This window comes from Pectobacterium actinidiae (assembly GCF_000803315.1).
In the GTDB taxonomy this organism is placed as follows: domain Bacteria; phylum Pseudomonadota; class Gammaproteobacteria; order Enterobacterales; family Enterobacteriaceae; genus Pectobacterium; species Pectobacterium actinidiae.
In genome coordinates this window covers 2051142-2074385 of the sequence record NZ_JRMH01000001.1, presented here as the reverse complement: position 1 = coordinate 2074385, position 23244 = coordinate 2051142, and the positions used below count along the sequence as shown (strand labels likewise).

The following is a 23244-nucleotide window of genomic DNA, read 5'->3' as shown; positions in this document are numbered from 1 at the left end:
TGGGGAATGAGATGCCTGAAACGCGGAATGAAATGCCGTTAAAGACGCATCAATGACCTGAACGCCTTTATCTTGCTTCGGCTTACCGGGACTTCAAAATCCAGATCGTTCAATCGCAGGATATAGGTATTGTTAAACCACGGCACAATTTCACGGATTTTCGTCAGGTTGACGCAGTAAGACCGATGGCAGCGGAAGAAATACTCTTCCGGCAAACGACTACAAAACTCCGTAATGTTCATCGGCATAATGAACTCCTCACGCCGGGTATAAACCAGCGTGACCTTTTCCTGCGCCGCGGCATAATAGATATTGTTGATGTCCGTAACGATAATACGTTCGTCTTTCATCAGGTTAATGGTGTGCTGTGCGCCTCTCGGTGCACCCGCCTGCGCACCTGTTTCAGCAGCGGGTGCCATTTGCCGCTGTTGCCAGGTCGCTTCCAGTTTACGCAGCATCGTGACGATACGTGATTCATGATACGGCTTAAGAATGTAATCAAAGGCTTCGACTTCAAACGCCTCTACCGCGTGTTCTTTGTATGCCGTAATAAAAATGATGTAAGGTTTATGCGCAAATTTGCTGATATTTTGCGCCAGCCAGACACCATCTAACGAAGGAATATTGATATCCAAAAAGATCGCATCGACTTCGTTATGTTGCAGATATTTCAGGACATCCAGCCCGTCATCGAATGTCGCCTCAATCGTAATATCACTGTGCTGTTTGATAAGGTAACTCAGCTCTTGCTGCGCGAGGAACTCATCTTCAACGATAATGGCTTTCATGGGTTGCCTCCTGTTTGTTCAGCAGCAGAATGTCCCGGCCGCGGCACCTGAACGGCATCCGGCAACGCCGACGGGGTTTTATCTTCTCGTGGAATGTAGAAATAAATCTCAGTCCCAGGTTCAAGACGGCGAATATGCAAACCCTCACCATAGAGCAAACGAACCCGGTGATGGACATTCAGCAGACCAATTCGATTACCCGGCAATTCGTTACGCGCGACGCGATCCATGGTTTCCTGACTGATACCATTACCCGTGTCTTTGACCGCGACCAACAACTTATCGCCCTGCTCCTTCACGGATAACACAACGGTTCCTTTACCTCTGCAAGGCTGAATACCATGCACAATCGCGTTTTCTACCAGCGGCTGAATTAATAAGCTGGGGATCTTGTACGCTAAATCATCGTCGATATCGTAGATTACCGTTAACTTGGCACCGAACCGCGCCTGCTCAATCGCGATATAATCCTGAATTTGGTACAGCTCTTTCTTTATATCGATCAGCGCATCGTCGTTGAGTTCGAGGTTGTAGCGCAAATAGCGAGACAGGTTAATCACCAGTTGCCGCGCGGTATCGGGATTAATACGAATAGACGAGGAGATCGCATTCAGCGCATTAAAAAGAAAGTGCGGATTGATCTTACTTTGCAGCGCTCTCAACTCCGCTTTATTTGCCATATCACGCAGTTGTTCGGTGCGTGACACTTCAATTTGCGTTGACATGATTTGCGATAAACCCACGGCCATTACGCGTAATGAATAGGTAATTTTATGCGCATGGCGATAATAGATTTTCAGCGTGCCGGTCACCTGCCCATGTTCCCACAGAGGGATGACAATCATCGAATGGATTTCCGGCGTCAGATGCTGTTCATCATTATTTTTAATGATGATTTTCCCGTCATGAATCGCCTGCTGTGTCATCGGGCTAATAATATCGTGACCAATATTATACTTTTCTTCCCCAATCCCTACATACGCCTGAATGTGCTGCGTGTTTGTTATCGCCACCGCATCTGCATTAATTTCAGTGCGAATGATCCTACAGATAGCCGTCAGCGAATCACTGTTGATATTGCGGAAATACGGCAGTGTCTTATGTGCGATATCCAGCGCGAGTTTGGCCTGTCTGGCGGCAATAACCTCTTTTTCATTCGCCACACTTTGCACCAGCAGGACGATCAGGCCAATACAAACGGAGCCAAGAATCATCGGCACCGCAATTTTTGAAACAATATCCAGCCCTAATTCGATTGGTGTCGCCCATGCGACGACCAGCAGCATCGTTAACGATTCACACAGCATGCCGCCCAGAATCCCGATGCTCCACTGCTGCTCTTTTTTAACTTTCTTATTGATGTAGCCGGAAGTGATACCAGCGATGATGCTGGTAATCAGACAAGGTACGGAGGTGATGCCATCGATATCAATGAGATAACGGTGCACTCCCGCAATGATACCGGTCGCAATCCCCACCCAAGGGCCGAAGAGAATACCGCCGGACATCACGGCAATCACGCGTACGTTGACGAGCGACCCTTCAACATTAATGCCGGAATACGTACCGAACAGCGCAAACAGTGAAAAGATAGCCGTCACCGTCACCCGCTCTCTTGGCGAGTGTTGCTCTTTTTGCAGTAATTGCCGGAACTGACTCGTTCTTGTCAGGAAAAACAGACAAATCAGCATCAGCGCGGCGCGGTCGAAGACCGCAAGGAGCATCTCAAATATTTCGTGCACGGGACATCCGGTACAGGGTTACGAGCCAGCACTATAGAAAAAATGTGATCCGGATTCCACTTTTTAGTCTGTGAACCGCGTGGGGAACGCAAAATATGAAAGCCAGCGGACGCTGGCTTTCTGGGGAGGCGGGATGGTACAGCGGTGACTCGTTTATCTTGCTTAAACGTCTGTTGGCTTATTCAGTTTCAGTAACTGGGTAAATTCCTCCGCAGGCATCGGATGCCCAAACAGATACCCCTGCGCCTCCTCACATCCTTTACCCCGCAGACGCTCACTCTGCTCTAATGTTTCCACGCCCTCTGCAATCACCCCCAGACCGAAACTTTTCCCGAGATACAAGATCGCCCGGACAATAGACGCATCCGGCGGAGACTCGCACATCGTCCTGACAAAAGTTTGATCGATTTTCAGCCGGGTCACTGGGTAGTTTTTCAGCATACTGAGCGACGCATAGCCCGTTCCATAATCATCAAAGGCAATACCGATTCCCGCTTCACGCAACGTATTTAACGGCTGCAGCATACTTTCATCGTACCGCAGGATGATATTTTCCGTGATTTCCAGTTCCAGCGAACTTGGCTGTAACCCTGTACGCGCAAGAATATCCATAATCTTTTGCGCCAACATACCAGTACGAAACTGTGCGCTGAAAAGATTAATGCTGATACGAAAATAGCTGTTGCTCGCTTGGCACCATTCCGCCGCCTGCCTGCATGCCGTTTCGACGATCCAATCCCCGACTCGTTCTGCCCACGGGCCGTTTTCCAGTGCAGTAATAAATGCAGCAGGGCTCAGCAGCCCTCTTTCCGGATGACGCCAGCGCAACAGCGCCTCTGCACCAACAATCTCATTTGTCGCCAATTTGACCTGTGGCTGATAAAACATCTCAAATTCATGCTGCTCATAAGCGCGCACAAATTCTAACTGGAAAGCATGCTTGGCCTGAAAGATCTCAAGCAGTTCGCGCGTAAAAAAGCGGTAGCAGTTTCGACCTTCAGATTTCGCCTGATACAGTGCTAAATCCGCGCTGGTCAACAGATCCTGCACGGTCAACCCATATTCTGGGTATAGCACCGCGCCAATACTGGCACTAATATTGATTTGATGATCGTCAATAATCATCGCCTGCGAAATTTCATGGATAATTTGCTCGGCAATTTTGCCCGCAACCTTTTTGTCATTCAGACCGGGAAACAGCAGCGCAAACTCATCACCGCCCATTCGCGCCACAACATCACCGGAGCGAACCGTGGCTTTTATTTTTTTTGCGACATGCACCAGAATATTATCGCCGCTGGAATGCCCCAGACTGTCATTCACATCTTTAAACCCGTCCAGATCGACCATCATGATACAAACCGCAGGTTCATTCTTGAGCGCGGTTTCCAGATTAGATGTCAGCAACGTCCGGTTTGCCAACCCGGTTAACGGATCCAGATGCGCCAGCAAAAACAGCCGTTCTTCATTGCGCCGCCGTTCTGTAATGTCACGCAATATCGCACCATAGCTAATATTGTCGTTGTCTTCCCACATAGAGACCGACAATTCGACTGGAACCAGGCTACCGCCCTTAGCTTGTACATTGAGTTCCAGCGTTACGCCTTTCATCAGCGAATCCCGATCCGTGACCAGGTGATTGAGCTGTACGACAAAGGCATCGGGCACGATGGTATTAATACTGCGACCAATAATCTCCTCGTCGGTATATTCCAGCATATGTTCCGCTGCGGTATTCCAGAAGGTGATCATCCCCTTCTCATTAACGCACAAAATGGTATCAGGCGAGGTATTGGCAATATTTTCAAAACGTACCTGACTGGCTTTGCGCGCCAGTTCCAGACGTCGCATTTCCAGCTTGTCCATGACTAATGAAGCCAGATCCTGCAAATTGTGCTCATCACGTTTGGTAAATGTCGTTCTGGGTTTTAAATCGACAACGCACAAGGTGCCGATGGCATGCCCCGACGGCGTAATTAATGGAATGCCCGCATAAAAACGAATATAGGGAACGCCCACAACCAGTGGGTTATTTTTAAAACGCGCATCCTTAAGTGCATCGGGCACGACCATGATTTTTTTCTTTAGGATCGTATGTGCACAAAAAGAGATATCGCGAGGCGTTTCGCAAAAAGGAACGCCCACACTGGCGGCAAACAGTTGGCGCTCTGCCTCTACCAATGACACCAAAACGATAGGCACGCTGAAAATGTTAGCGGCCAGACTAATCAGGTTGCTCAGACTCGGGTCAAATAATACGTTCTTAATTCCATACTCACGAAGAGCAGCAAGACGTTTGTCTTCATCTTTGCTTATTGGGGCACGACTCATGGGTTCCCCCCTCCCACCGTATTAATGTTCAAATTAGACAAAAATTTAGCGATAAATCCAAAATATTGCAGCAATGAGCACGATAAGAACAGCAAGCCAACGTTAGCAAACCACAGCCCCCTATCTTGCCAAGAGTCAAAATGCGTGGTAACTGAGTATGAGTATGGCAAAAGATCCAGACTCTATCCTCCCTGCAAATCATGAATAATAACAAGTGGAAGCATAGATTAAGATAATAGATGAAAAGCGGAATAGAAAGATACCGACGTACTCACAGCGTTGAGCGATACGGTCAGAAAAGAAAGGAAGAATGGTTGGTATATTCAAATACTCGCTACCGGATAACGACAACATATTATCAAGTTATTAACAGAATATAACCAACCCAAAAAATCATCAGGCGGGGAAATAGGTTATTGAATGCTCAGGCGTATCATTTTTCGCTCGGATCACGACATCCCAAATCCCTGTATAAGGCACCGTTAAATACACTTCGCCTTCCGCATGACAGCAAATAGAGTCCTGCGTCGTACTATTTTCTTCGGTCATCGCGTCCTGTTCACCATTGCTCATTTGCACTTCAAATGTATTAGCACACCGGATAATTACTGTATCACCACCAAACAGACTTAAACACGTGCGAATTACAAACATACATCCTCCGCGACACGCAGTCATGCGTATGCTTAATGAAACGAATTTATTGGTTATATTTCCCACAACGGGATTTCCATAAAAGCAAAATGCATACGTTAAGATTGTGATTTAGATCAAGTGACGCTCACGTTTAAAGCAAATCAGGGGTGGAATAAGACGATACTATGACTGCCTGATACTTATTAGGATTTTTGATAATAGAGCGATAGCGCCTACTTTGATGTTATCTCCTGAATCCAGGATGCGTCCGCCCAGAAAAAACAACTTAAATTGTTTTCAATGTTGCATTTATGCGTATTTTTTGCACACAGCGATGTAAAATAACCTTAGTTTTTTTAAACAAGATTAATACCCGCTTGATAAATGACAACCTAGGTTGTACATTGAACGGATGAAAACGACACTTGCAGAACGATTAAAGACCGCCAGAACTGCACAAGGGCTTAGCCAAAAAGCACTTGGCGACATGATTGGCGTATCTCAGGCCGCCATACAGAAGATCGAGGTGGGGAAAGCGTCGCAGACAACCAAGATTGTTGAGCTTTCCAATGCACTACATGTTCGTCCTGAATGGTTGGCAAACGGCGAAGACCCAATGCGTAGCAGCGAAGTAGCTCGTTCGCTCCAGGAACCAAGCATTCCGCCAAAATCCGAATGGGGCACCGTATCAGCTTGGGACAGCACGACAGAACTATCAGAGGACGAGGTGGAAGTGCCTTTTTTAAAGGATATTGAGTTTGCTTGCGGCGACGGACGCATTCAAAGTGAGGATTACAACGGCTTTAAGCTCCGTTTCTCTAAAGCAACGCTGCGTAAGGTTGGGGCAAATACCGACGGTTCAGGCGTTCTTTGCTTCCCGGCTGCCGGTGACAGCATGGAACCCATCATCCCTGATGGAACGACTGTCGCAGTTGATACCAACAACAAACGCATCATTGATGGAAAGCTCTATGCCATCGCTCAGGAAGGCGGCGGCAACGACAAACTAAAACGAATCAAACAGCTTTACCGCAAACCCGGCGGTCTTCTCGTCATCCATAGCTTCAATCGCGAGGCTGACGAAGAAGCCTACGAATCCGACGTCGAGATCATTGGCCGCGTGTTCTGGTATTCGGTGCTGCTGTAGCCCGATATTGGCGATATCACGCGCCATAGCACGCACTCTCTTTTTCTCTCATCAAAGCCGGTGAACCAATACGGACACCGGCTTGTTTTATCAATACATGTTTTGCCAATAAAAGAGTTGCCAGTAACCGCTTCACCACTAAACGTTTCAGCGCTAAAAAAGGTTTACCCCCGCCCAAGTAACCTTACCTGCGCACAACAGTTTTATACAATCCCCGTGCTATTGTTTCATCAACCCTTGTTGATGTTGTGTTATTCATCCTGTCTATGTTGTTTATTTCCCGCCCTGTGGCGGGATTTTTTTTGCCCCTCATCTGGCCTCTTTTGCGTATAGCCTCGCGGATTGTCATTTCTTTTTACAACCCAAAACAACTCAAATTAAAACTAAAGATGTTGACATAAAAACAACTATAGTTTTAAATGAACACATAACAGCAGGACATACCTGCAAAAGTAACAACCCAGTTTTCACGTCAGTAACAACACACATAACAATAGGGTGATTTATGACTGAACCACAATTTCGCAGTAAAGGTCCTGAGCTTCTGGTCGAACTTTCTCAACACGTTGCCGATACGGTCAAAAACGTCACGGAGTTAGATCCACAAACCGCCGAGTTAGTCGGCAATGCCGTTGCCAAACATATGATGACCGTATGGGGCGGGCAAAACGTTTATTTCCCGATGGGAATTTCCTGGCGCGCGTCTCAACGCGATCTTCAAATTTATGAAGAGTTTGACGGACGCAATCACAGCGCTTTGGCTAAAAAATATAATGTCTCACTGCAATGGATTTATAAAATTGTCAGAACGATGCGAAAAGAGGAACTACAGGCAAAACAGCACACTCAAGCGTAATGCAAAAAACCATGATTTAAAACCTCAGGCGCTAATTAAAATAAAAAATAGATAATTTAATAATAACTATAATCTTTGTTTTTAATAAAAATAACCTACATCAAAATAATTGTGCGAATGTAACAAGGTATTCTTACAAGCTGACGTTGGGAAACATACCCCGTTTGAAGTATGACCGATATATTCAAAGATAATACCGTCTGGTAATTAATAGAATGGATACGTTTGCGTATCCATTCTTTTTTATATCTCTAACGTATTGCTCTTATAAACATCACTCTCCCGCACGCTTTCCGCGTTTTTTATTCAAATCAATCAACTAAAAAAAATCACAAACATGCATTTACAATGCATAAATCAATTTTTCACCATTCCGAGCGTGATAACGTTGCCCCACGATCCCTTTGGTGTATTGAAAACGCCGAGTGAAAAAAATAAATGGGGCAATTGAGAGCAATGAGCGAGAAAGCAAGAAAGCGGTGGCAACGCCGCCCCGGAACCACTGGCGGTAAACTTCCCTGGAATGACTGGCGCAATGCACTGACCTGGCGCAGAGCAACGCAAATCCTGCTACTGGCGATCAACGTTTATATCGGCATCACCTTCTATTTTTGGGTACGCTACTTTGAAACCGGCGGCACGAGCCTTTATATGTCGAGGCCCGGTGGTATTGAAGGCTGGCTGCCAATTGCCGGATTGATGAATGTGAAGTTCACCTGGGAGACGGGTGATTTCCCCCCTATCCACCTTGCGTCAATGCTATTACTTCTCGCATTTATTCTCACCAGCCTCTTGCTGAAAAAATCGTTCTGCTCCTGGTTGTGCCCTATCGGCACGATTTCCGAGTGGGTAGGTGTATTGGGGAAAAAAATAGTTGGCCGCCATTTCATTCTCCCAAAATGGCTGGATATTCCATTGCGCAGCCTAAAATATCTATTATTAGGTTTTTTCCTCTATATCGCCTTATCGATGCCGGCACAGGGGATTTATATGTTCCTGATGTCGCCCTACGGCATGATCGCCGACGTCAAAATGCTCGGCTTCTTCCGCAATATCGGCACCATCACACTGGTCTGCGTTTTTCTCTTCATCTTTGCCAGCCTGTTTGTCCACCATTTCTGGTGTCGTTACCTCTGTCCTTACGGTGCGCTCATGGGGGTATTTTCGCTGCTGTCCCCCTTCAAGATTCGTCGCAATGCCGCCCGTTGTATCGACTGTGGCAAGTGCGCCAAAGCCTGTCCATCTAACATTCCGGTGGATAAACTGATTCAGGTGAGAACGGCAGAATGCACGGCCTGCATGACCTGCGTCGAATCCTGCCCGGTAGCATCAACGCTCCATTTCTCGCTGATGAAGCCCTCATGTTCGCAGGAAAAAGGCCGAGAAACAACCAAACCGCTATGGCGACAAACTGCACTGTCCGGTATCACGATGACAGTACTGGTACTCGGCATTCTTTTCGGTATGATCGGCTTTGCGATGTACATCGGTGGTTGGGACAGCCCGATTCCCGAACACATGTACTTCCGGCTTATTCCCGGTTCACAGAGCATTGGCCATCCATAAAGAAAAAGGGGCCAAATTGGCCCCTGATATTCATCTGCGCTGAACAGCAGATTACATGTTATCGATAATGTCCTGCGCGAACTCGCTACATTTACGCAGCTTAGCGCCTTCCATCAGACGTTCGAAATCGTAAGTCACGGTCTTGTTCTTGATCGCGCCTTCAACACCCTTAACAATCAGGTCAGCCGCTTCGAACCATTGCAGGTGACGCAGCATCATTTCAGCGGACAGAATCACGGAACCAGGGTTCACTTTATCCTGACCCGCATATTTCGGTGCGGTACCGTGTGTAGCTTCAAACAGTGCACATTCGTCACCAATGTTCGCGCCCGGTGCAATACCGATACCGCCAACCTGTGCTGCCAGAGCATCAGAAATGTAGTCACCGTTCAGGTTCATACAAGCGATCACGTCGTATTCAGCAGGACGCAGCAGGATTTGTTGCAGGAACGCATCGGCGATCACGTCTTTTACAATAATCTCTTTGCCAGTGTTCGGGTTCTTGATTTTCACCCACGGACCGCCATCGATCAGCTCACCGCCGAATTCCTCACGCGCCAACTGGTAGCCCCAGTCTTTGAACGCGCCTTCGGTGAATTTCATGATGTTGCCTTTGTGCACCAGCGTGACGGAATCACGGTCGTTGGTGATCGCGTATTCGATAGCAGCGCGAACCAGACGTTTGGTACCTTCTTCAGAACACGGCTTCACGCCGATACCACACTGCTCAGGGAAACGGATTTTGCTAACGCCCATTTCTTCACGCAGGAATTTGATCACTTTGTCTGCTTCAGCAGAACCCGCTTTCCACTCGATACCTGCATAGATGTCTTCAGCGTTTTCTCGGAAGATCACCATGTCGGTCAGCTCAGGCTGTTTAACCGGGCTAGGTGTACCTTCGTAGTAGCGTACCGGACGCAGGCAAACGTACAGATCCAACTGTTGGCGCAGTGCAACGTTCAGAGAACGGATACCGCCGCCGACTGGCGTTGTCAGCGGGCCCTTAATCGCCACACGATATTCACGAATCAAATCCAGTGTTTCTTCCGGCAGCCAGACATCTTTACCGTAGACTTGCGTGGATTTTTCACCCGTATAGATCTCCATCCAGGAAATCGCGCGCTTGCCTTGATAGGCTTTCTTCACGGCGGCGTCAACGACGTTGATCATGGCTGGCGTTACATCAATACCGATGCCGTCGCCTTCGATAAACGGAATGACCGGGTTGTTTGGAACAACCAGTTTACCTTGAGCATCAACCGTGATTTTCTGACCTTCTGTCGGTACAACTACTTTGCTTTCCATTAACCTCTCCTTCGAGCGCAATTTTGTTAATGACTTGTAAGATGCGTGTCAATACTACTTGAATATTTAGCCCGCGCCAATCGCAAACCATTTGAGTATAATGCTTTTGTTATCCGCGACTATAAAGATGATGAATAAATTCTCTGTTAAAAATCACAAAGTTAAACGATTCAGCTCACAGCCAGCAAGAAAAAGGCAGCCTGACAACACGCCGCGCCGCATCGTTTTATTCAATAAGCCCTTCGATGTGTTGCCGCAATTCACTGACGAGGCTGGACGCCAAACGCTGAAAGATTACATTCCGGTTAGCGGTATTTATGCCGCCGGGCGTTTGGATCGCGACAGCGAAGGCCTGATGATTCTCACCAATGACGGCAAACTTCAGGCACAGCTAACCCAACCGACGAAGAAAACAGCCAAAATTTACTATGTACAGGTCGAAGGTATTCCTGACGACGCCGCACTGACGCGCTTTCGTACCGGTCTCAACCTGAATGACGGAAAAACGCTGCCCGCAGGGGCGGAGATCGTACCGGAGCCAGACTGGCTGTGGCCGCGTAATCCGCCCATACGCGAGCGTAAAAGCATTCCCGACTGCTGGTTAAAAATCACGCTGTATGAAGGCCGTAATCGGCAAGTCCGTCGTATGACGGCGAATATCGGGTATCCTACACTGCGTTTGATTCGATACGGCATGGCCAATCAAACCATAGAAAACCTGTTACCCGGAGAATGGAAGGAGATAACGGATGTTTAAGCCTCATGTAACAGTCGCCTGTGTAGTACAGGCAGAAAACCATTTTCTGGTCGTTGAAGAGCTGATTAACGGCAAATTATTGTGGAACCAGCCTGCAGGCCATCTGGAAGCCGACGAAACGCTGATTCAGGCTGCGAGCCGTGAGCTGTGGGAAGAAACGGGCATTCAGGCCACGCCGCAAAGTTTCCTGCGTCTGCACCAATGGATCGCCCCCGACAGCACACCGTTTCTGCGCTTTTGCTTCGCGCTCGATCTGCCTGCACGGGTCGATACCGAGCCGCACGACAGCGACATCGAGTGCTGCCGCTGGCTGACCGCCGAGGACATTCTGCATTCTCATCAGCTTCGTTCACCGCTGGTGGCCGAAAGCATTCGCTGCTACCAGCAGCCAGAACGCTATCCGTTAACCGTATTGGGCGCGTTTAACTGGCCATTTTAGGCACCTTGCTATTCCTGCCGTGAGTGGACTTCACCACGCCCGGCAGGAATAGCGATGCAGCGCTCGGTTCAACATGCTAAAATATGCCGCTTGTTTTTCGCATCAATGCGTTAGTAAATTTCAGTTCGTGAGACTCCCATGTCAGATAACAGCCAGAAAAAAGTGATTGTCGGTATGTCCGGCGGTGTTGATTCCTCCGTTTCCGCTTACCTGTTACAGCAACAGGGCTATCATGTTGAAGGCCTGTTCATGAAGAACTGGGAAGAGGACGACGATACGGAATATTGCTCAGCGGCCACAGACCTTGCCGATGCACAGGCTGTTTGCGACAAGCTGGGTATCGAATTACATACCGTCAACTTCGCCGCCGAATATTGGGACAACGTTTTTGAACTCTTCCTTGAAGAATACAAAGCCGGTCGTACCCCCAATCCCGATATCCTGTGTAATAAAGAAATCAAATTCAAAGCCTTCCTAGAATTCGCCGCCGAGGATCTCGGCGCAGACTATATCGCGACAGGCCACTATGTCCGTCGTCACGACGTTGACGGTAAAAGCCGTTTGCTACGCGGCATGGACGGCAACAAAGACCAGAGCTATTTTCTTTATACGCTGAGCCACGAACAGATCGCACAAAGTCTGTTCCCTGTCGGCGAGCTGGAAAAGCCGCAGGTACGTAAAATTGCCGAAGAGCTTGAACTGGCAACGGCGAAGAAGAAAGACTCTACCGGTATTTGCTTCATCGGCGAGCGTAAATTCACTGATTTTCTGGCGCGTTACCTACCTGCACAGCCCGGCCCGATTCTGTCCGTCGACGACAACAAACCGATGGGACAGCATCAAGGGCTGATGTACCACACGTTGGGGCAACGCAAAGGTCTGGGTATTGGCGGCGTCAAAGATGGCGGCGAAGATCCCTGGTACGTGGTGGATAAAGATGTCGCCAACAATATTCTTTATGTCGCGCAGGGTCACGAACACCCTCGTCTGATGTCGTACGGTTTAATCGCACAGCAGCTACACTGGGTCGACCGTCAGCCGCTCACCGCAGAATTACGTTGTACGGTGAAAACCCGTTACCGTCAGGCGGATATCCCCTGCACCGTCACTCCACTTGGCGACGATCGCATTACTGTGCGTTTTGATGAGCCCGTCGCAGCCGTGACGCCAGGCCAATCTGCCGTATTTTATCTGGACGACGTTTGCCTTGGCGGCGGCATCATCGAAGAACGCTTACAGGAGTAACCGTGGCTAAGAATTATTATGAAATCACGCTAGCACTCGCGGGCGTTTGTCAGTCGGCACACTTAGTCCAACAGTTGGCCCACACGGGGAGCTGTAATAACGACGTGCTGCATACCTCGCTGAACAGCGTTTTGAATCTCAATCCAGTGTCTACGCTGGCCGTTTACGGTAATGACGAGCAAAACCTGAAAGTTGGGCTAGAAACACTGCTAGGCATTCTGAATAGCAGCAGCAATAAGGGCGCGGGGGCCGAGCTATCGCGCTACGCTTTCAGCCTGATTGCGTTAGAACGCAAGCTGAATGCGAAGTCGGCCGCACTTGACGAATTGGGCAAGCGCATCGGACAGTTGGAGCGCCAACTGGAGCATTTCGACCTGCTTTCCGAGACGATTGTGAGCGCATTGGCTGCAATTTATGTGGATGTCATCAGTACGTTGGGGCCACGTATTCAGGTTACCGGTTCACCGGACGTGCTGAAAAACAGCCAGGTGCAGGCTAAAGTGCGTGCTGCGCTACTGGCCGGCATCCGCTCTACGGTGCTCTGGCAACAGATTGGCGGCGGACGCTTGCAACTGATGTTTTCACGCAGCCAGTTGGTCAAAGAAGCGAAACAGATATTGGCGCGTTGCCCATCCGTTTGATGGTATTCTTGCCGCTATGATCGACGCTGGTGTGATTCGCGCCAGCGTCATGAAATTGATTATTGTTACTTATTCATTGTCCTTATCGAATTAATCATTATTGAAACCAATCTCAGGAGTTGCTTGCGATGGAATTATCCTCACTGACCGCCGTTTCCCCTATTGATGGACGCTACGGCGATAAAGTCAGCACGTTGCGCACCATTTTCAGCGAATTTGGTTTGCTGAAATTCCGTGTGCAGGTTGAAGTACGTTGGCTGCAAAAACTGGCAGCCTGTGCAGAGATCCAGGAAGTTCCTGCATTTGATGCTGACGCAAACGCTTTCCTTGATAAAATTGTCGCCGAATTCAGCGAAGAAGATGCAGCGCGCATCAAAACGATCGAGCGTACAACCAACCACGACGTGAAAGCCGTTGAGTACTTTCTGAAAGAGAAAGTTGCCGCTGTTCCGGCGCTGCACGCCGTCAACGAATTCATCCATTTCGCCTGTACGTCAGAAGACATCAATAACCTGTCTCATGCGCTGATGCTGGATACCGCTCGCCGCGACGTCATCCTGCCACACTGGCGTCAAATCATTGATGCGCTGAAAACGCTGGCACAGGAATATCGCGATATCCCGCTGCTTTCCCGTACGCACGGCCAGCCCGCTACGCCATCCACCATCGGTAAAGAGTTCGCTAACGTGGCTTACCGTATGGATCGCCAATATCGCCAACTGCAACAGGTTGAGATTCTGGGCAAGATTAATGGTGCCGTCGGTAACTATAACGCTCATCTAGCGGCTTATCCGGAAGTGGATTGGCACCAGTTCAGCGAAAGTTTTGTTACCTCGCTGGGCATCAACTGGAACCCGTACACTACGCAGATCGAACCGCACGATTACATCGCCGAGCTGTTTGACTGCATCGCGCGTTTCAACACCATTTTGATCGACTTTGACCGTGATATTTGGGGCTACATTGCCCTGAATCACTTCAAGCAGAAAACCATCGCTGGTGAAATCGGCTCCTCTACCATGCCGCATAAGGTTAACCCAATTGACTTCGAAAACTCGGAAGGCAACCTGGGTCTGGCGAACGCCGTTCTGGGGCATCTGGCTAGCAAGTTACCGGTTTCCCGTTGGCAGCGTGACCTTACCGACTCTACCGTGCTGCGTAATCTGGGTGTTGGCGTGGGCTATGCGCTGATTGCGTATCAGGCCACGATGAAAGGCATTAGCAAACTGGAAGTGAACCGCGATCGTCTGGCTGACGAACTGGATCACAACTGGGAAGTGTTGGCAGAGCCAATCCAAACCGTGATGCGTCGCTACGGGATTGAAAAACCGTACGAAAAACTGAAAGAACTGACGCGTGGTAAACGCGTTGATGCCGCTGGTATTCAGGAATTTATCGATGGTCTTGAATTGCCAGAAGCAGAAAAAACACGCCTGAAGGCGATGACACCCGCCAACTATATCGGCCGTGCTATCGCGATGGTCGACGACCTGAAATAAGCCCCCTCACGTCTGTTTGTACTCTCCGGCGGGCATCTTGCCCGCCCGTTCTCTGTCATTTCCAGCCCGTTTAAACCCGGTTTACCCTCTCTGTGGATAATTTAACAAATAAAATAAATAACGTTCCCTGCGTATAATGTTGAATACGTGGGAGCGACAGACATGAAAGACATGGTACATAGCAGTATTTCGATAAACATGGCCATTTCTATTCGACAGAGGATATAGCGATGCGAATTCTGGTCGTTGAAGATAATGTATTATTGCGCCACCATTTAACCGTTCAGATGAACGAAATGGGGCATCAGGTTGACGCAGCGTCTGACGCCAAAGAAGCGGATTATTTTCTGCATGAGAATATGCCGGACATCGCGATTATCGACCTCGGGTTGCCCGATGAAGACGGCATGAGCATGATCCGTCGCTGGCGCGCTCACCAGGTCAAGCTCCCGATTCTGGTTCTGACCGCCCGTGAAGGCTGGCAGGACAAAGTCGCGGTGCTGGAAGCCGGTGCGGACGATTACGTGACCAAGCCATTCCATATGGAAGAAGTCGTGGCGCGCTTGCAGGCACTGATGCGACGCAACAGCGGGCTAGCATCGCAAGTCATCAGCCTGCCACCCTTTGAGATAGACTTATCGCGCCGCGAGCTGATGATCCACGGATCGCCTATCAAGCTCACCGCGTTTGAATACACGATTATCGAAACGTTGATTCGCAACAAAGCAAAAGTCGTAAGCAAAGAGTCGCTGATGCTGCAACTGTACCCAGATGCTGAACTGCGCGAAAGTCATACCATTGATGTGCTGATGGGACGATTGCGCAAGAAAATTCAGCAGGCAGAGGCACCGGATGTGATTACTACCGTGCGCGGACAAGGATATCGCTTTGATATTGATACCCCCTCAGGCTCAGTATGAGCAATAAGAAGCCGCCCTTCTCGCTTCGTATTCGTTTTTTACTTGCGACAGCGGCCATCGTACTGGCGCTGTCGCTCGCCTATGGCGTCGTCGCGATTATCGGTTACAGCGTCAACTTTGATAAAACCTCATTCCGCCTGCTGCGCGGTGAAAGTAATCTCTATTACAGCCTCGCACAGTGGCGTGATAATCAGTTGAATATCGTCACGCCCCCCGACGTTGATATCAATTTCCCCACGCTGGTGTTGATATACGATGAGCATGGCAACGTGCTCTGGCGCGAAAAGCACGTTCCTGAACTAGAAGCGCTAATCAAGCCGGAGTGGTTGAGCAAGACGGCCTATCACGAGTTGGATACCGATACTGACACCAGTAGCGCGGTATTAACGGGCAATACGTTACTGCTGAGCAGCTTGCGGGCGCTGAATGGCGCGCATAGCAATGCGTTAACACACTCCATCGCCGTGAACGTTTACCCAAAGACCGAGCATCTCCCTTCCATCACGATTGTGGTGGTCGATCGCATCCCTCAAGAACTCCAGCAGGAAGATATGGTGTGGGAATGGTTCAGCTATGTGTTGATCGCCAACCTTCTGCTAGTACTTCCCCTGCTGTGGCTGGGTGCTCACTGGAGCCTGCGTCCTATTCAGCATCTGGTCAGACAGATCGCCGAGCTGGAAAAAGGGACGCGCGATCAACTGGATGAGAATCCGCCGCGCGAATTGTTCAGCCTGGTAAAAAACCTGAATATCCTGCTGAATAATGAACGCCAGCGCTACCATAAATACCGTACAACGCTCACCGACCTTACCCACAGTTTAAAAACGCCACTGGCGGTTTTACAGACCACGTTACGTGCGTTGCGAACCGGCAAAGAGATCACTATCGATCAGGCAGAGCCTATTATGCTGTCCCAGATCAGCCGCATTTCGCAGCAAATTGGCTATTACCTGCATCGCGCCAGCGTGCGATCCGAACACAATCTACTGATACGTGAAGTACACTCCGTTCCAGCCCTGTTGGATGGCCTGTGTTCTGCATTAAATAAGGTGTATCAGCGCAAGGGCGTGGTGTTAACGCTCGATATTCCGCCAGAACTGACCTTCGTGGGCGAGAAGAATGATTTTATGGAGGTCATGGGCAATATTCTTGATAACGCCTGTAAGTACTGCCTGGAGTTTGTCGAAATTAGCGTGCAATACTCCGATCACAAACTGCATCTGATTATCGATGATGACGGCCCCGGCATTCACGAAAGCAAGCGCGAAATGATCTTCCTGCGTGGACAACGCGCCGACCGTATGCGCCCCGGACAAGGTATCGGCCTTGCCGTTGCCGTCGACATTATCGAACAGTATCAGGGTGAGATACTCATCAGCGACAGCGCACTGGGTGGTGCCCGAGTCGAAGCCATCTTCTCCCGCCAGAACCTGAGCCAGAATGAGGCGTGAAAGGCGGTACAGCGCGCGATGCTTCCGCTATACTCGTCATACTTCAGGTTGCATGTACGTTGGCTACGTTCACTCACCCGAATCACTTACCTGAGTAAGCTCATCGGGATGAAATGAGAGACATCCTGTCTCTCACCGAAGGCCAGCCGTTGGCTGGTCAAATTCGTTCCTGACGAATTTGTCCTTCTCTTGCCGCCTGCATGAAATTCGAATTATTTAGAGTATATACTTATCGCCAAAATACTGATTGTTTTAAAATACTGATTATTTCAAGAAAAATCATATCTTCAAGAACAGTCATTTCCTCAAAACACGTTTCTGGAAAACAGTATGGACTATCAGCTCAATCTCGACTGGCAGGATTTTTTAGCGAACTACTGGCAAAAACGTCCGCTCCTGATTAAAGGCGGTTTCACGCATTTTATCGATCCGATTTCCCCCGATGAACTCGCCGGCCTGGCGTTGGAAAATGAGGTTGATAGCCGTCTGGTCAGCCATCAGAACGGACGCTGGCAGGTAAGCCACGGCCCTTTCGAGAGCTATGATCATCTGGGGGAAAGCAACTGGTCGCTATTGGTGCAGGCCGTCGATCATTGGCATGAGCCCTCTTCTGCCTTGATGCAGCCTTTTCGACAGTTGCCGGACTGGCGTACCGATGATTTGATGATTTCGTTTTCCGTTCCCGGCGGTGGCGTAGGACCGCATCTGGATCAGTATGATGTTTTCATCATTCAGGGTACGGGACGTCGCCGCTGGCGTGTCGGTGAAAAAATACCGATGAAGCAGCACTGCCCTCATCCTGACCTACTTCAGGTCGATCCGTTTGACGCCATTATTGATGAGGAGCTGGAACCGGGTGATATCGTCTACATTCCACCGGGTTTCCCGCACGAAGGCTATTCGCTGGAGAACTCGCTGAACTACTCAGTGGGTTTCCGTGCGCCGAACGCTCGCGAACTGGTGAGTGGCTTTGCGGATTATGTGCTTTCCCGTGAACTCGGCAGCTATCGCTATAGCGATCCTGATGTGCCATCCCGCGATCATATCGCCAGCGTACTGCCGCAAGAGCTGGATGCGCTGCAAAAAATGATGTTGGATTTGGTGCAGCAGCCAGAGCATTTCCAGAACTGGTTTGGCGAGTTTATTTCCCAGTCCCGTCACGAGCTCGATCTCTCACCGCCGGAGCCGCCTTATCAGGCTGGCGAAGTATATGACTATCTGCAACAGGGTGAACCGCTGCGTCGTTTAGGTGGCCTGCGGGTCATCTGTGTTGGCGATAGCTGCTTCGTTAACGGGGAAAAGGTGAACAGTACGCACAAGGCGGCGCTGTTTGCGCTGGCTGAACACCCTGCTATTGGCGCAGAACTGCTGGGCGACGCGCTGGAAGATCCCTCTTTCCTCGCGCAGCTTACGGTGTTGATCAACAGCGGTTACTGGTACTTCGCGGATTAAGACCCATCTTGAATACGGGTCAGTACAAAGAGAAGGCGGGAATGTCCCGCCTTATTCATCTCTGCAAAATGGAAACACTTACGGCTTCGCGCGCAGTGCCGTCAGTTCAGCAATACGCATAATCACAGACACCGCCTTTTCCATACCTTCCAACGTGACAAATTCGTGTTTGCCATGATAGTTGTAGCCGCCGGTAAACAGATTTGGGCACGGTAGCCCTTGAAATGACAGGTGTGCGCCGTCGGTGCCGCCGCGAATCGGCTTCATATTCGGCTCAATACCGCAATCCCGCATCGCCTGCTGCGCCAACGCAATAATGTGCGGATGCTGCTCAACCTGCTCACGCATGTTGTAATAAGTATCGGTAATCGTGACATCAATATAACAATCAGGGTGCAGCCCCACGCCGACCTTTTCCGCAATATCCAGCATCGTCTGTTTGCGCTGTTCAAAGCCGTTGCGGTCAAAATCGCGGACGATGTAATGCAAGTCTGCACGCTCCACAGAGCCTTTCATGCTGTGAAGATGATAGAACCCCTGATAACCGTCCGTCTGCTCCGGCGATTGACTCTCTGGTACCTGCTGGTGATAGCGCGAGGCCAGCGTCAAGGCGTTCACCATCACGCCTTTAGCGCTACCGGGGTGCACATTGTTGCCCACGATTTTCACCTGAACCGACGCGGCATTAAAATTCTCATACTCCAGCTCGCCTACACCCCCACCGTCCACGGTATAGGCCCACTGTGCGTTAAACGCTTTGACATCAAAAAACTGCGCCCCTTTGCCAATTTCTTCATCAGGCGTAAAGGCAATGCGAATATCGCCGTGCGGTAGCTGGCTCTTTTTCAGACGCACCAGGGCAGTAATAATCTCCGCGATCCCCGCTTTATCATCCGCTCCCAGCAGGGTTTTGCCGTCTGTGGTAATCAACGTATGCCCCAGTAGTTGGTGCAGCACCGGGAACATCACGGGTGACAGCACTTCATCCCCCACGCCTAAAGCAATATCGCCGCCGCGGTAGTTTTCCAGAATCTGCGGATTAACATTCTTACCGCTAAAATCCGGTGACGTATCCATATGAGAAATAAAGCCAATCGCAGGGACGGGCCAGGCAACGTTTGCCGGAAGCGTCGCCATCAGGCAACCCTGCTTGCTCAGTGCAACCTGCTCAAACCCCAATTCGAGCAGTTCCTGCTGCAACGCTCGCGCCAGTTTCAACTGACCGTCGGTGCTCGGCACCTGCCGAACGCCGGATTTAGACTGTGTATCAAATGAAACGTAATTCAAAAATCTGTCGAGTAATTTATCCATCTTATTTATACCCCCTGAACCCTGAAAAGCATTATGGATAGGGCTAACCCAGTAGATATTGCGTCAGGTCAGTTTTTTCCCGATTTAACAAACTGTCAGATCAGAATTCAGGCCAAAAAGTAGCGGCCGCGTCACGAAGAACATCGAAATCAGATAACAATCAGGAAACATGTGCGCGGATTCATTGACTGAATTGTCACCATTCACACATCGATTGGTAGAAGTGGAGCCACACAAGTTGGCGTTAGGGAGCGTTTCCCGTAAAATGCCGCCCTTAACTGCGCACGCTGGCTGAAAGGTGATAACCCTTGGTACGATCGCAACGGAGATGCCGTTGATCGGCCAAATCAGGAAATAGAGCTATACCTTAATGAAAGAAAACTCCCTGACTGTGCCGGTCGTTGAATTGCTCAACGTCCACAAAGGCTTTGATGGTAAAGACATCATTTCACATTTTAATCTCACCATTAATAATGGTGAGTTTCTGACGATCCTCGGGCCATCCGGCTGCGGCAAAACCACCGTACTGCGTTTGATTGCCGGTCTGGAAACGGTCGATAGCGGCAACGTCATGCTAGAAAAGCAGGACATCACCCATCAGCCCGCCGAGCAGCGGCACGTTAATACCGTATTCCAAAGCTATGCCCTGTTCCCTCACCTCAGCGTGTTTGAGAACGTGGCATTCGGCCTGCGCATGCAGAAAACGCCCGCCGCAGAGATTGCGCCACGCGTGATTGATGCGCTAAAAATGGTGCAGTTGGAGGAGCTGGCGCAGCGTCGCCCGCACCAGTTGTCCGGCGGACAGCAACAGCGCGTGGCCATCGCCCGCGCCGTCGTCAATCAACCGAAAGTTTTGCTGCTGGATGAATCCCTGTCCGCGCTCGATTATAAACTGCGTAAACAGATGCAGAACGAACTGAAGGCGCTGCAACGTAAACTGGGTATCACCTTTATTTTCGTCACGCACGATCAGGAAGAAGCGCTGACCATGTCCGACCGCATCGTGGTAATGCGCGATGGACGGATCGAGCAAGACGGCACACCGCGTGAAATCTACGAAGAGCCGAAAAATCTGTTCGTCGCCAGCTTTATCGGTGAAATCAATATCTTTGATGCTGTGGTGCTGGAGCTGTTGGACGAACAGCGGGTGCGCGCGCAGGTCGAAGGCCACCAATGTGTTATCACCGTCAGCTTTCCGGTCAACATCGGCCAACACCTCAACGTGCTTCTGCGACCGGAAGATTTGCGCGTCGAAGAGCTGGGCGACGGCATGCAGGCAGAAGGCATGGTGGGCTATGTGCGCGAACGCAACTATAAAGGCATGACGCTGGAATCCAACATCGAGCTGGAAAACGGCAAGATGGTCATGGTCAGCGAGTTCTTTAACGAAGACGATCCCGACTTCGACCATTCACTCAACCAGAAAGTAGACGTCACCTGGGTGGAAAGTTGGGAGGTCGTCCTGCACGATGAAGAAGTCGCGTAAACGCTTTCAAAATATCATTATCACACTCATCGTGGCCTGGCTGGTGCTATTCGTTTTCCTGCCCAACCTGATGATCATCGGTACCAGTTTTCTGACGCGCGATGACACCCACTTCGTCAGCCTGGTCTTTACGCTGGAAAACTACACGCGACTGGCCGATCCGCTTTATACCTCCGTGCTGCTGCATTCGCTGAACATGGCCATTATCGCCACGCTCTGCTGTCTGCTGCTCGGCTATCCGTTTGCCTTTATTCTGGCGCGTTTACCGAAAAAAATTCAGCCGCTGATGCTGTTCCTGCTAATTGTGCCATTTTGGACCAACTCGCTGATCCGCATTTACGGCCTGAAAATCTTTCTGAGTACACGCGGCCACCTGAATGAATTTCTGCTCTGGACAGGCCTTATCGATACGCCACTGCGGATTATGTATACCTCGGAAGCGGTGATTCTCGGCCTGATTTATATCCTGTTGCCGTTCATGGTGCTACCGCTCTACTCCAGCATTGAAAAACTTGATAAATCCTACCTTGAAGCTGCCCGCGATCTGGGTGCCAATAAATGGCAAACCTTCATTCGCGTCGTCATCCCGCTGACCATGCCAGGGATTATCGCGGGCTGCCTGCTGGTACTACTGCCTGCAATGGGATTGTTCTTCGTTGCCGATCTGATGGGTGGTGCCAAGAATTTGCTGATCGGTAACGTCATTAAAAGCCAGTTCCTCAATATCCGCGACTGGCCGTTTGGTGCAGCCACCAGCATCTGCCTGACGCTGGTCATGGGCGTGCTGCTCTTTATCTACTACCGTACAGCTCGCCTGATGAATAAAAAAGGAGAGCTGGAATGACCGGACGCTTAATCCGCGGTGGATTTATGTCCATCATTTACGCTTACCTGTACATCCCGATCGTCATTCTGATCGTGAACTCGTTTAATCAGGCGCGTTTCGGCATCAACTGGCAGGGATTTACACTGGACTGGTATCGGCTGCTGATAAACAACGACAGCCTGCTTCAGGCCGCGCAACACTCACTGACGATGGCCGTTTTTTCCGCCACGTTCGCCACGCTGATAGGATCCCTGACGGCCGTCGCGCTATATCGTTACCGCTTTCGCGGCAAGCCTTTTGTCGGCGGCATGCTGTTCGTGGTGATGATGTCGCCGGATATCGTAATGGCGATCTCGCTGCTGGTGCTCTTCATGCTGCTGGGGATATCGCTCGGATTTTGGTCGCTGCTGTTTTCCCACATTACGTTCTGCCTGCCGTTTGTGGTGGTCACCGTCTATTCACGCCTGAAAGGGTTTGACGTACGGATGCTGGAAGCCGCGCGCGATTTAGGTGCCAGTGAAGTTATTATTCTGCGCAAAATCATTCTGCCGCTGGCCATGCCGGCCGTGGCCGCCAGTTGGCTGCTCAGCTTTACACTGTCGATGGATGATGTAGTCGTGTCCTCGTTTGTCACCGGGCCCGCGTATGAGATTCTGCCATTGAAGATTTACTCGATGGTGAAGGTCGGCGTCTCCCCTGAAGTCAACGCGCTGGCAACGATTTTGCTCATTCTGTCGCTCGTGCTGGTGATCAGTAGCCAGCTGATTTTACGCGATCGCACCGGAAAATAAGGTGGCGGCTTACGCGATGAACATCGTTTTTTCATATCTGCTGACATCAGCAGGT

The 23244-nt window shown here is 50.0% G+C and carries 20 protein-coding genes; 14 read left to right on the top strand and 6 right to left on the bottom strand.

Translation table 11 applies throughout. From position 1 onward, the window contains the following. Positions 1 to 38: 38 nt before the first annotated feature. From KKH3_RS08720 to KKH3_RS08705, 4 genes are all read right to left on the bottom strand, one after another. Positions 39 to 788 (bottom strand): LytR/AlgR family response regulator transcription factor, encoded by a 750-nt coding sequence (locus KKH3_RS08720; protein ID WP_039358207.1) that lies wholly within the window; start codon positions 786 to 788, stop codon positions 39 to 41. Further along, positions 785 to 2530, bottom strand: coding sequence for a sensor histidine kinase (locus tag KKH3_RS08715; RefSeq protein WP_039358204.1), 1746 nt, complete (start codon positions 2528 to 2530; stop codon positions 785 to 787). The genes KKH3_RS08720 and KKH3_RS08715 overlap by 4 nt, the downstream gene beginning before the upstream one ends. A 162-nt stretch (positions 2531 to 2692) precedes the next feature. Continuing rightward, entirely contained in the window at positions 2693 to 4861 is a 2169-nt protein-coding gene (locus KKH3_RS08710; RefSeq protein ID WP_039358199.1) for a sensor domain-containing phosphodiesterase, read from the bottom strand. Between the two features lie 396 nt (positions 4862 to 5257). Beyond that, positions 5258 to 5515 carry a hypothetical protein gene (locus KKH3_RS08705; protein ID WP_039358195.1) on the bottom strand — a complete coding sequence of 86 codons (258 nt, stop codon included), beginning with the start codon at positions 5513 to 5515 and terminating at the stop codon, positions 5258 to 5260. Positions 5516 to 5909: 394 nt separating this feature from the next. On the opposite strand from KKH3_RS08705, the gene KKH3_RS08700 reads away from it, so the two are divergent. From KKH3_RS08700 to KKH3_RS08690, 3 genes are all read left to right on the top strand, one after another. Next, on the top strand, positions 5910 to 6644 hold the full coding sequence (locus KKH3_RS08700; RefSeq protein ID WP_039358192.1) for an XRE family transcriptional regulator: 735 nt from the start codon (positions 5910 to 5912) through the stop codon (positions 6642 to 6644). A 505-nt stretch (positions 6645 to 7149) separates the two neighbouring features. Next, positions 7150 to 7500, top strand: a complete 351-nt coding sequence (locus tag KKH3_RS08695) for a Mor transcription activator family protein (RefSeq protein ID WP_010297884.1) — start codon at positions 7150 to 7152, stop codon at positions 7498 to 7500. 456 nt (positions 7501 to 7956) lie between these two features. Then, a complete protein-coding gene (locus KKH3_RS08690; protein WP_039358188.1) occupies positions 7957 to 9066 on the top strand; it encodes a 4Fe-4S binding protein in 1110 nt (369 codons plus the stop codon). A gap of 51 nt (positions 9067 to 9117) precedes the next feature. Here the strand turns inward: KKH3_RS08690 and icd are convergent, their stop codons facing one another. Continuing rightward, the gene (gene icd, locus KKH3_RS08685; protein ID WP_039358185.1) at positions 9118 to 10371 is read right to left on the bottom strand and encodes an NADP-dependent isocitrate dehydrogenase; all 1254 of its coding nucleotides are present in this window, start codon (positions 10369 to 10371) and stop codon (positions 9118 to 9120) included. A 130-nt stretch (positions 10372 to 10501) separates the two neighbouring features. On the opposite strand from icd, the gene rluE reads away from it, so the two are divergent. The 8 genes from rluE (at position 10502) to KKH3_RS08645 (ending at position 18775) form a co-directional block, all read left to right on the top strand. Next, positions 10502 to 11128: a 23S rRNA pseudouridine(2457) synthase RluE gene (gene rluE / locus KKH3_RS08680; RefSeq protein WP_234991516.1), complete on the top strand. Its 627-nt coding sequence runs from the start codon at positions 10502 to 10504 to the stop codon at positions 11126 to 11128. Next, positions 11121 to 11567, top strand: coding sequence for an NUDIX hydrolase (locus tag KKH3_RS08675; protein ID WP_039358180.1), 447 nt, complete (start codon positions 11121 to 11123; stop codon positions 11565 to 11567). Before rluE ends, KKH3_RS08675 begins: the two co-directional genes overlap by 8 nt. A 138-nt stretch (positions 11568 to 11705) precedes the next feature. Next, positions 11706 to 12812 (top strand): tRNA 2-thiouridine(34) synthase MnmA, encoded by a 1107-nt coding sequence (gene mnmA / locus KKH3_RS08670; RefSeq protein ID WP_010275749.1) that lies wholly within the window; start codon positions 11706 to 11708, stop codon positions 12810 to 12812. A gap of 2 nt (positions 12813 to 12814) precedes the next feature. Beyond that, the gene (gene hflD / locus KKH3_RS08665) at positions 12815 to 13453 is read left to right on the top strand and encodes a high frequency lysogenization protein HflD (protein ID WP_039358179.1); all 639 of its coding nucleotides are present in this window, start codon (positions 12815 to 12817) and stop codon (positions 13451 to 13453) included. Positions 13454 to 13581: 128 nt separating this feature from the next. Continuing rightward, entirely contained in the window at positions 13582 to 14952 is a 1371-nt protein-coding gene (purB, locus tag KKH3_RS08660; RefSeq protein ID WP_039358177.1) for an adenylosuccinate lyase, read from the top strand. 230 nt (positions 14953 to 15182) lie between these two features. Then, complete coding sequence (phoP, locus tag KKH3_RS08655) at positions 15183 to 15872, top strand: two-component system response regulator PhoP (RefSeq protein WP_039358175.1); 690 nt, start codon at positions 15183 to 15185, stop codon at positions 15870 to 15872. Further along, positions 15869 to 17323, top strand: coding sequence for a two-component system sensor histidine kinase PhoQ (phoQ, locus tag KKH3_RS08650; RefSeq protein WP_039358171.1), 1455 nt, complete (start codon positions 15869 to 15871; stop codon positions 17321 to 17323). The genes phoP and phoQ overlap by 4 nt, the downstream gene beginning before the upstream one ends. A 330-nt stretch (positions 17324 to 17653) precedes the next feature. Next, positions 17654 to 18775: a ribosomal protein uL16 3-hydroxylase gene (locus KKH3_RS08645; protein ID WP_039358168.1), complete on the top strand. Its 1122-nt coding sequence runs from the start codon at positions 17654 to 17656 to the stop codon at positions 18773 to 18775. Positions 18776 to 18853: 78 nt separating this feature from the next. Here KKH3_RS08645 and pepT read toward each other — a convergent pair whose 3' ends face one another. Continuing rightward, positions 18854 to 20086 carry a peptidase T gene (gene pepT / locus KKH3_RS08640; protein ID WP_039358165.1) on the bottom strand — a complete coding sequence of 411 codons (1233 nt, stop codon included), beginning with the start codon at positions 20084 to 20086 and terminating at the stop codon, positions 18854 to 18856. A 370-nt stretch (positions 20087 to 20456) separates the two neighbouring features. On the opposite strand from pepT, the gene potA reads away from it, so the two are divergent. From potA to potC, 3 genes are read left to right on the top strand one after another with little or no spacing between them, the layout of a single operon-like run. Further along, the gene (gene potA, locus KKH3_RS08635) at positions 20457 to 21572 is read left to right on the top strand and encodes a spermidine/putrescine ABC transporter ATP-binding protein PotA (protein ID WP_039358162.1); all 1116 of its coding nucleotides are present in this window, start codon (positions 20457 to 20459) and stop codon (positions 21570 to 21572) included. After that, positions 21556 to 22416 carry a spermidine/putrescine ABC transporter permease PotB gene (potB, locus tag KKH3_RS08630; protein ID WP_039358158.1) on the top strand — a complete coding sequence of 287 codons (861 nt, stop codon included), beginning with the start codon at positions 21556 to 21558 and terminating at the stop codon, positions 22414 to 22416. Before potA ends, potB begins: the two co-directional genes overlap by 17 nt. Beyond that, complete coding sequence (potC, locus tag KKH3_RS08625) at positions 22413 to 23189, top strand: spermidine/putrescine ABC transporter permease PotC (protein ID WP_039358155.1); 777 nt, start codon at positions 22413 to 22415, stop codon at positions 23187 to 23189. Before potB ends, potC begins: the two co-directional genes overlap by 4 nt. The last annotated feature ends 55 nt before the right edge of the window (positions 23190 to 23244 follow it).

Excerpts from the sequence above, each read along its gene's own strand:
- KKH3_RS08700 (WP_039358192.1), top strand. The coding sequence starts at position 5,910 with ATGAAAACGACACTTGCAGAACGATTAAAGACCGCCAGAACTGCACAA.
- KKH3_RS08720 (WP_039358207.1), bottom strand. The coding sequence starts at position 788 with ATGAAAGCCATTATCGTTGAAGATGAGTTCCTCGCGCAGCAAGAGCTG.
- KKH3_RS08695 (WP_010297884.1), top strand. The coding sequence starts at position 7,150 with ATGACTGAACCACAATTTCGCAGTAAAGGTCCTGAGCTTCTGGTCGAA.
- KKH3_RS08645 (WP_039358168.1), top strand. The coding sequence starts at position 17,654 with ATGGACTATCAGCTCAATCTCGACTGGCAGGATTTTTTAGCGAACTAC.
- phoQ (WP_039358171.1), top strand. The coding sequence starts at position 15,869 with ATGAGCAATAAGAAGCCGCCCTTCTCGCTTCGTATTCGTTTTTTACTT.
- KKH3_RS08710 (WP_039358199.1), bottom strand. The coding sequence starts at position 4,861 with ATGAGTCGTGCCCCAATAAGCAAAGATGAAGACAAACGTCTTGCTGCT.
- potA (WP_039358162.1), top strand. The coding sequence starts at position 20,457 with ATGAAAGAAAACTCCCTGACTGTGCCGGTCGTTGAATTGCTCAACGTC.
- pepT (WP_039358165.1), bottom strand. The coding sequence starts at position 20,086 with ATGGATAAATTACTCGACAGATTTTTGAATTACGTTTCATTTGATACA.
- KKH3_RS08705 (WP_039358195.1), bottom strand. The coding sequence starts at position 5,515 with ATGTTTGTAATTCGCACGTGTTTAAGTCTGTTTGGTGGTGATACAGTA.
- mnmA (WP_010275749.1), top strand. The coding sequence starts at position 11,706 with ATGTCAGATAACAGCCAGAAAAAAGTGATTGTCGGTATGTCCGGCGGT.
- KKH3_RS08675 (WP_039358180.1), top strand. The coding sequence starts at position 11,121 with ATGTTTAAGCCTCATGTAACAGTCGCCTGTGTAGTACAGGCAGAAAAC.
- potC (WP_039358155.1), top strand. The coding sequence starts at position 22,413 with ATGACCGGACGCTTAATCCGCGGTGGATTTATGTCCATCATTTACGCT.
- KKH3_RS08690 (WP_039358188.1), top strand. The coding sequence starts at position 7,957 with ATGAGCGAGAAAGCAAGAAAGCGGTGGCAACGCCGCCCCGGAACCACT.
- potB (WP_039358158.1), top strand. The coding sequence starts at position 21,556 with ATGAAGAAGTCGCGTAAACGCTTTCAAAATATCATTATCACACTCATC.
- phoP (WP_039358175.1), top strand. The coding sequence starts at position 15,183 with ATGCGAATTCTGGTCGTTGAAGATAATGTATTATTGCGCCACCATTTA.
- rluE (WP_234991516.1), top strand. The coding sequence starts at position 10,502 with ATGAATAAATTCTCTGTTAAAAATCACAAAGTTAAACGATTCAGCTCA.
- icd (WP_039358185.1), bottom strand. The coding sequence starts at position 10,371 with ATGGAAAGCAAAGTAGTTGTACCGACAGAAGGTCAGAAAATCACGGTT.
- purB (WP_039358177.1), top strand. The coding sequence starts at position 13,582 with ATGGAATTATCCTCACTGACCGCCGTTTCCCCTATTGATGGACGCTAC.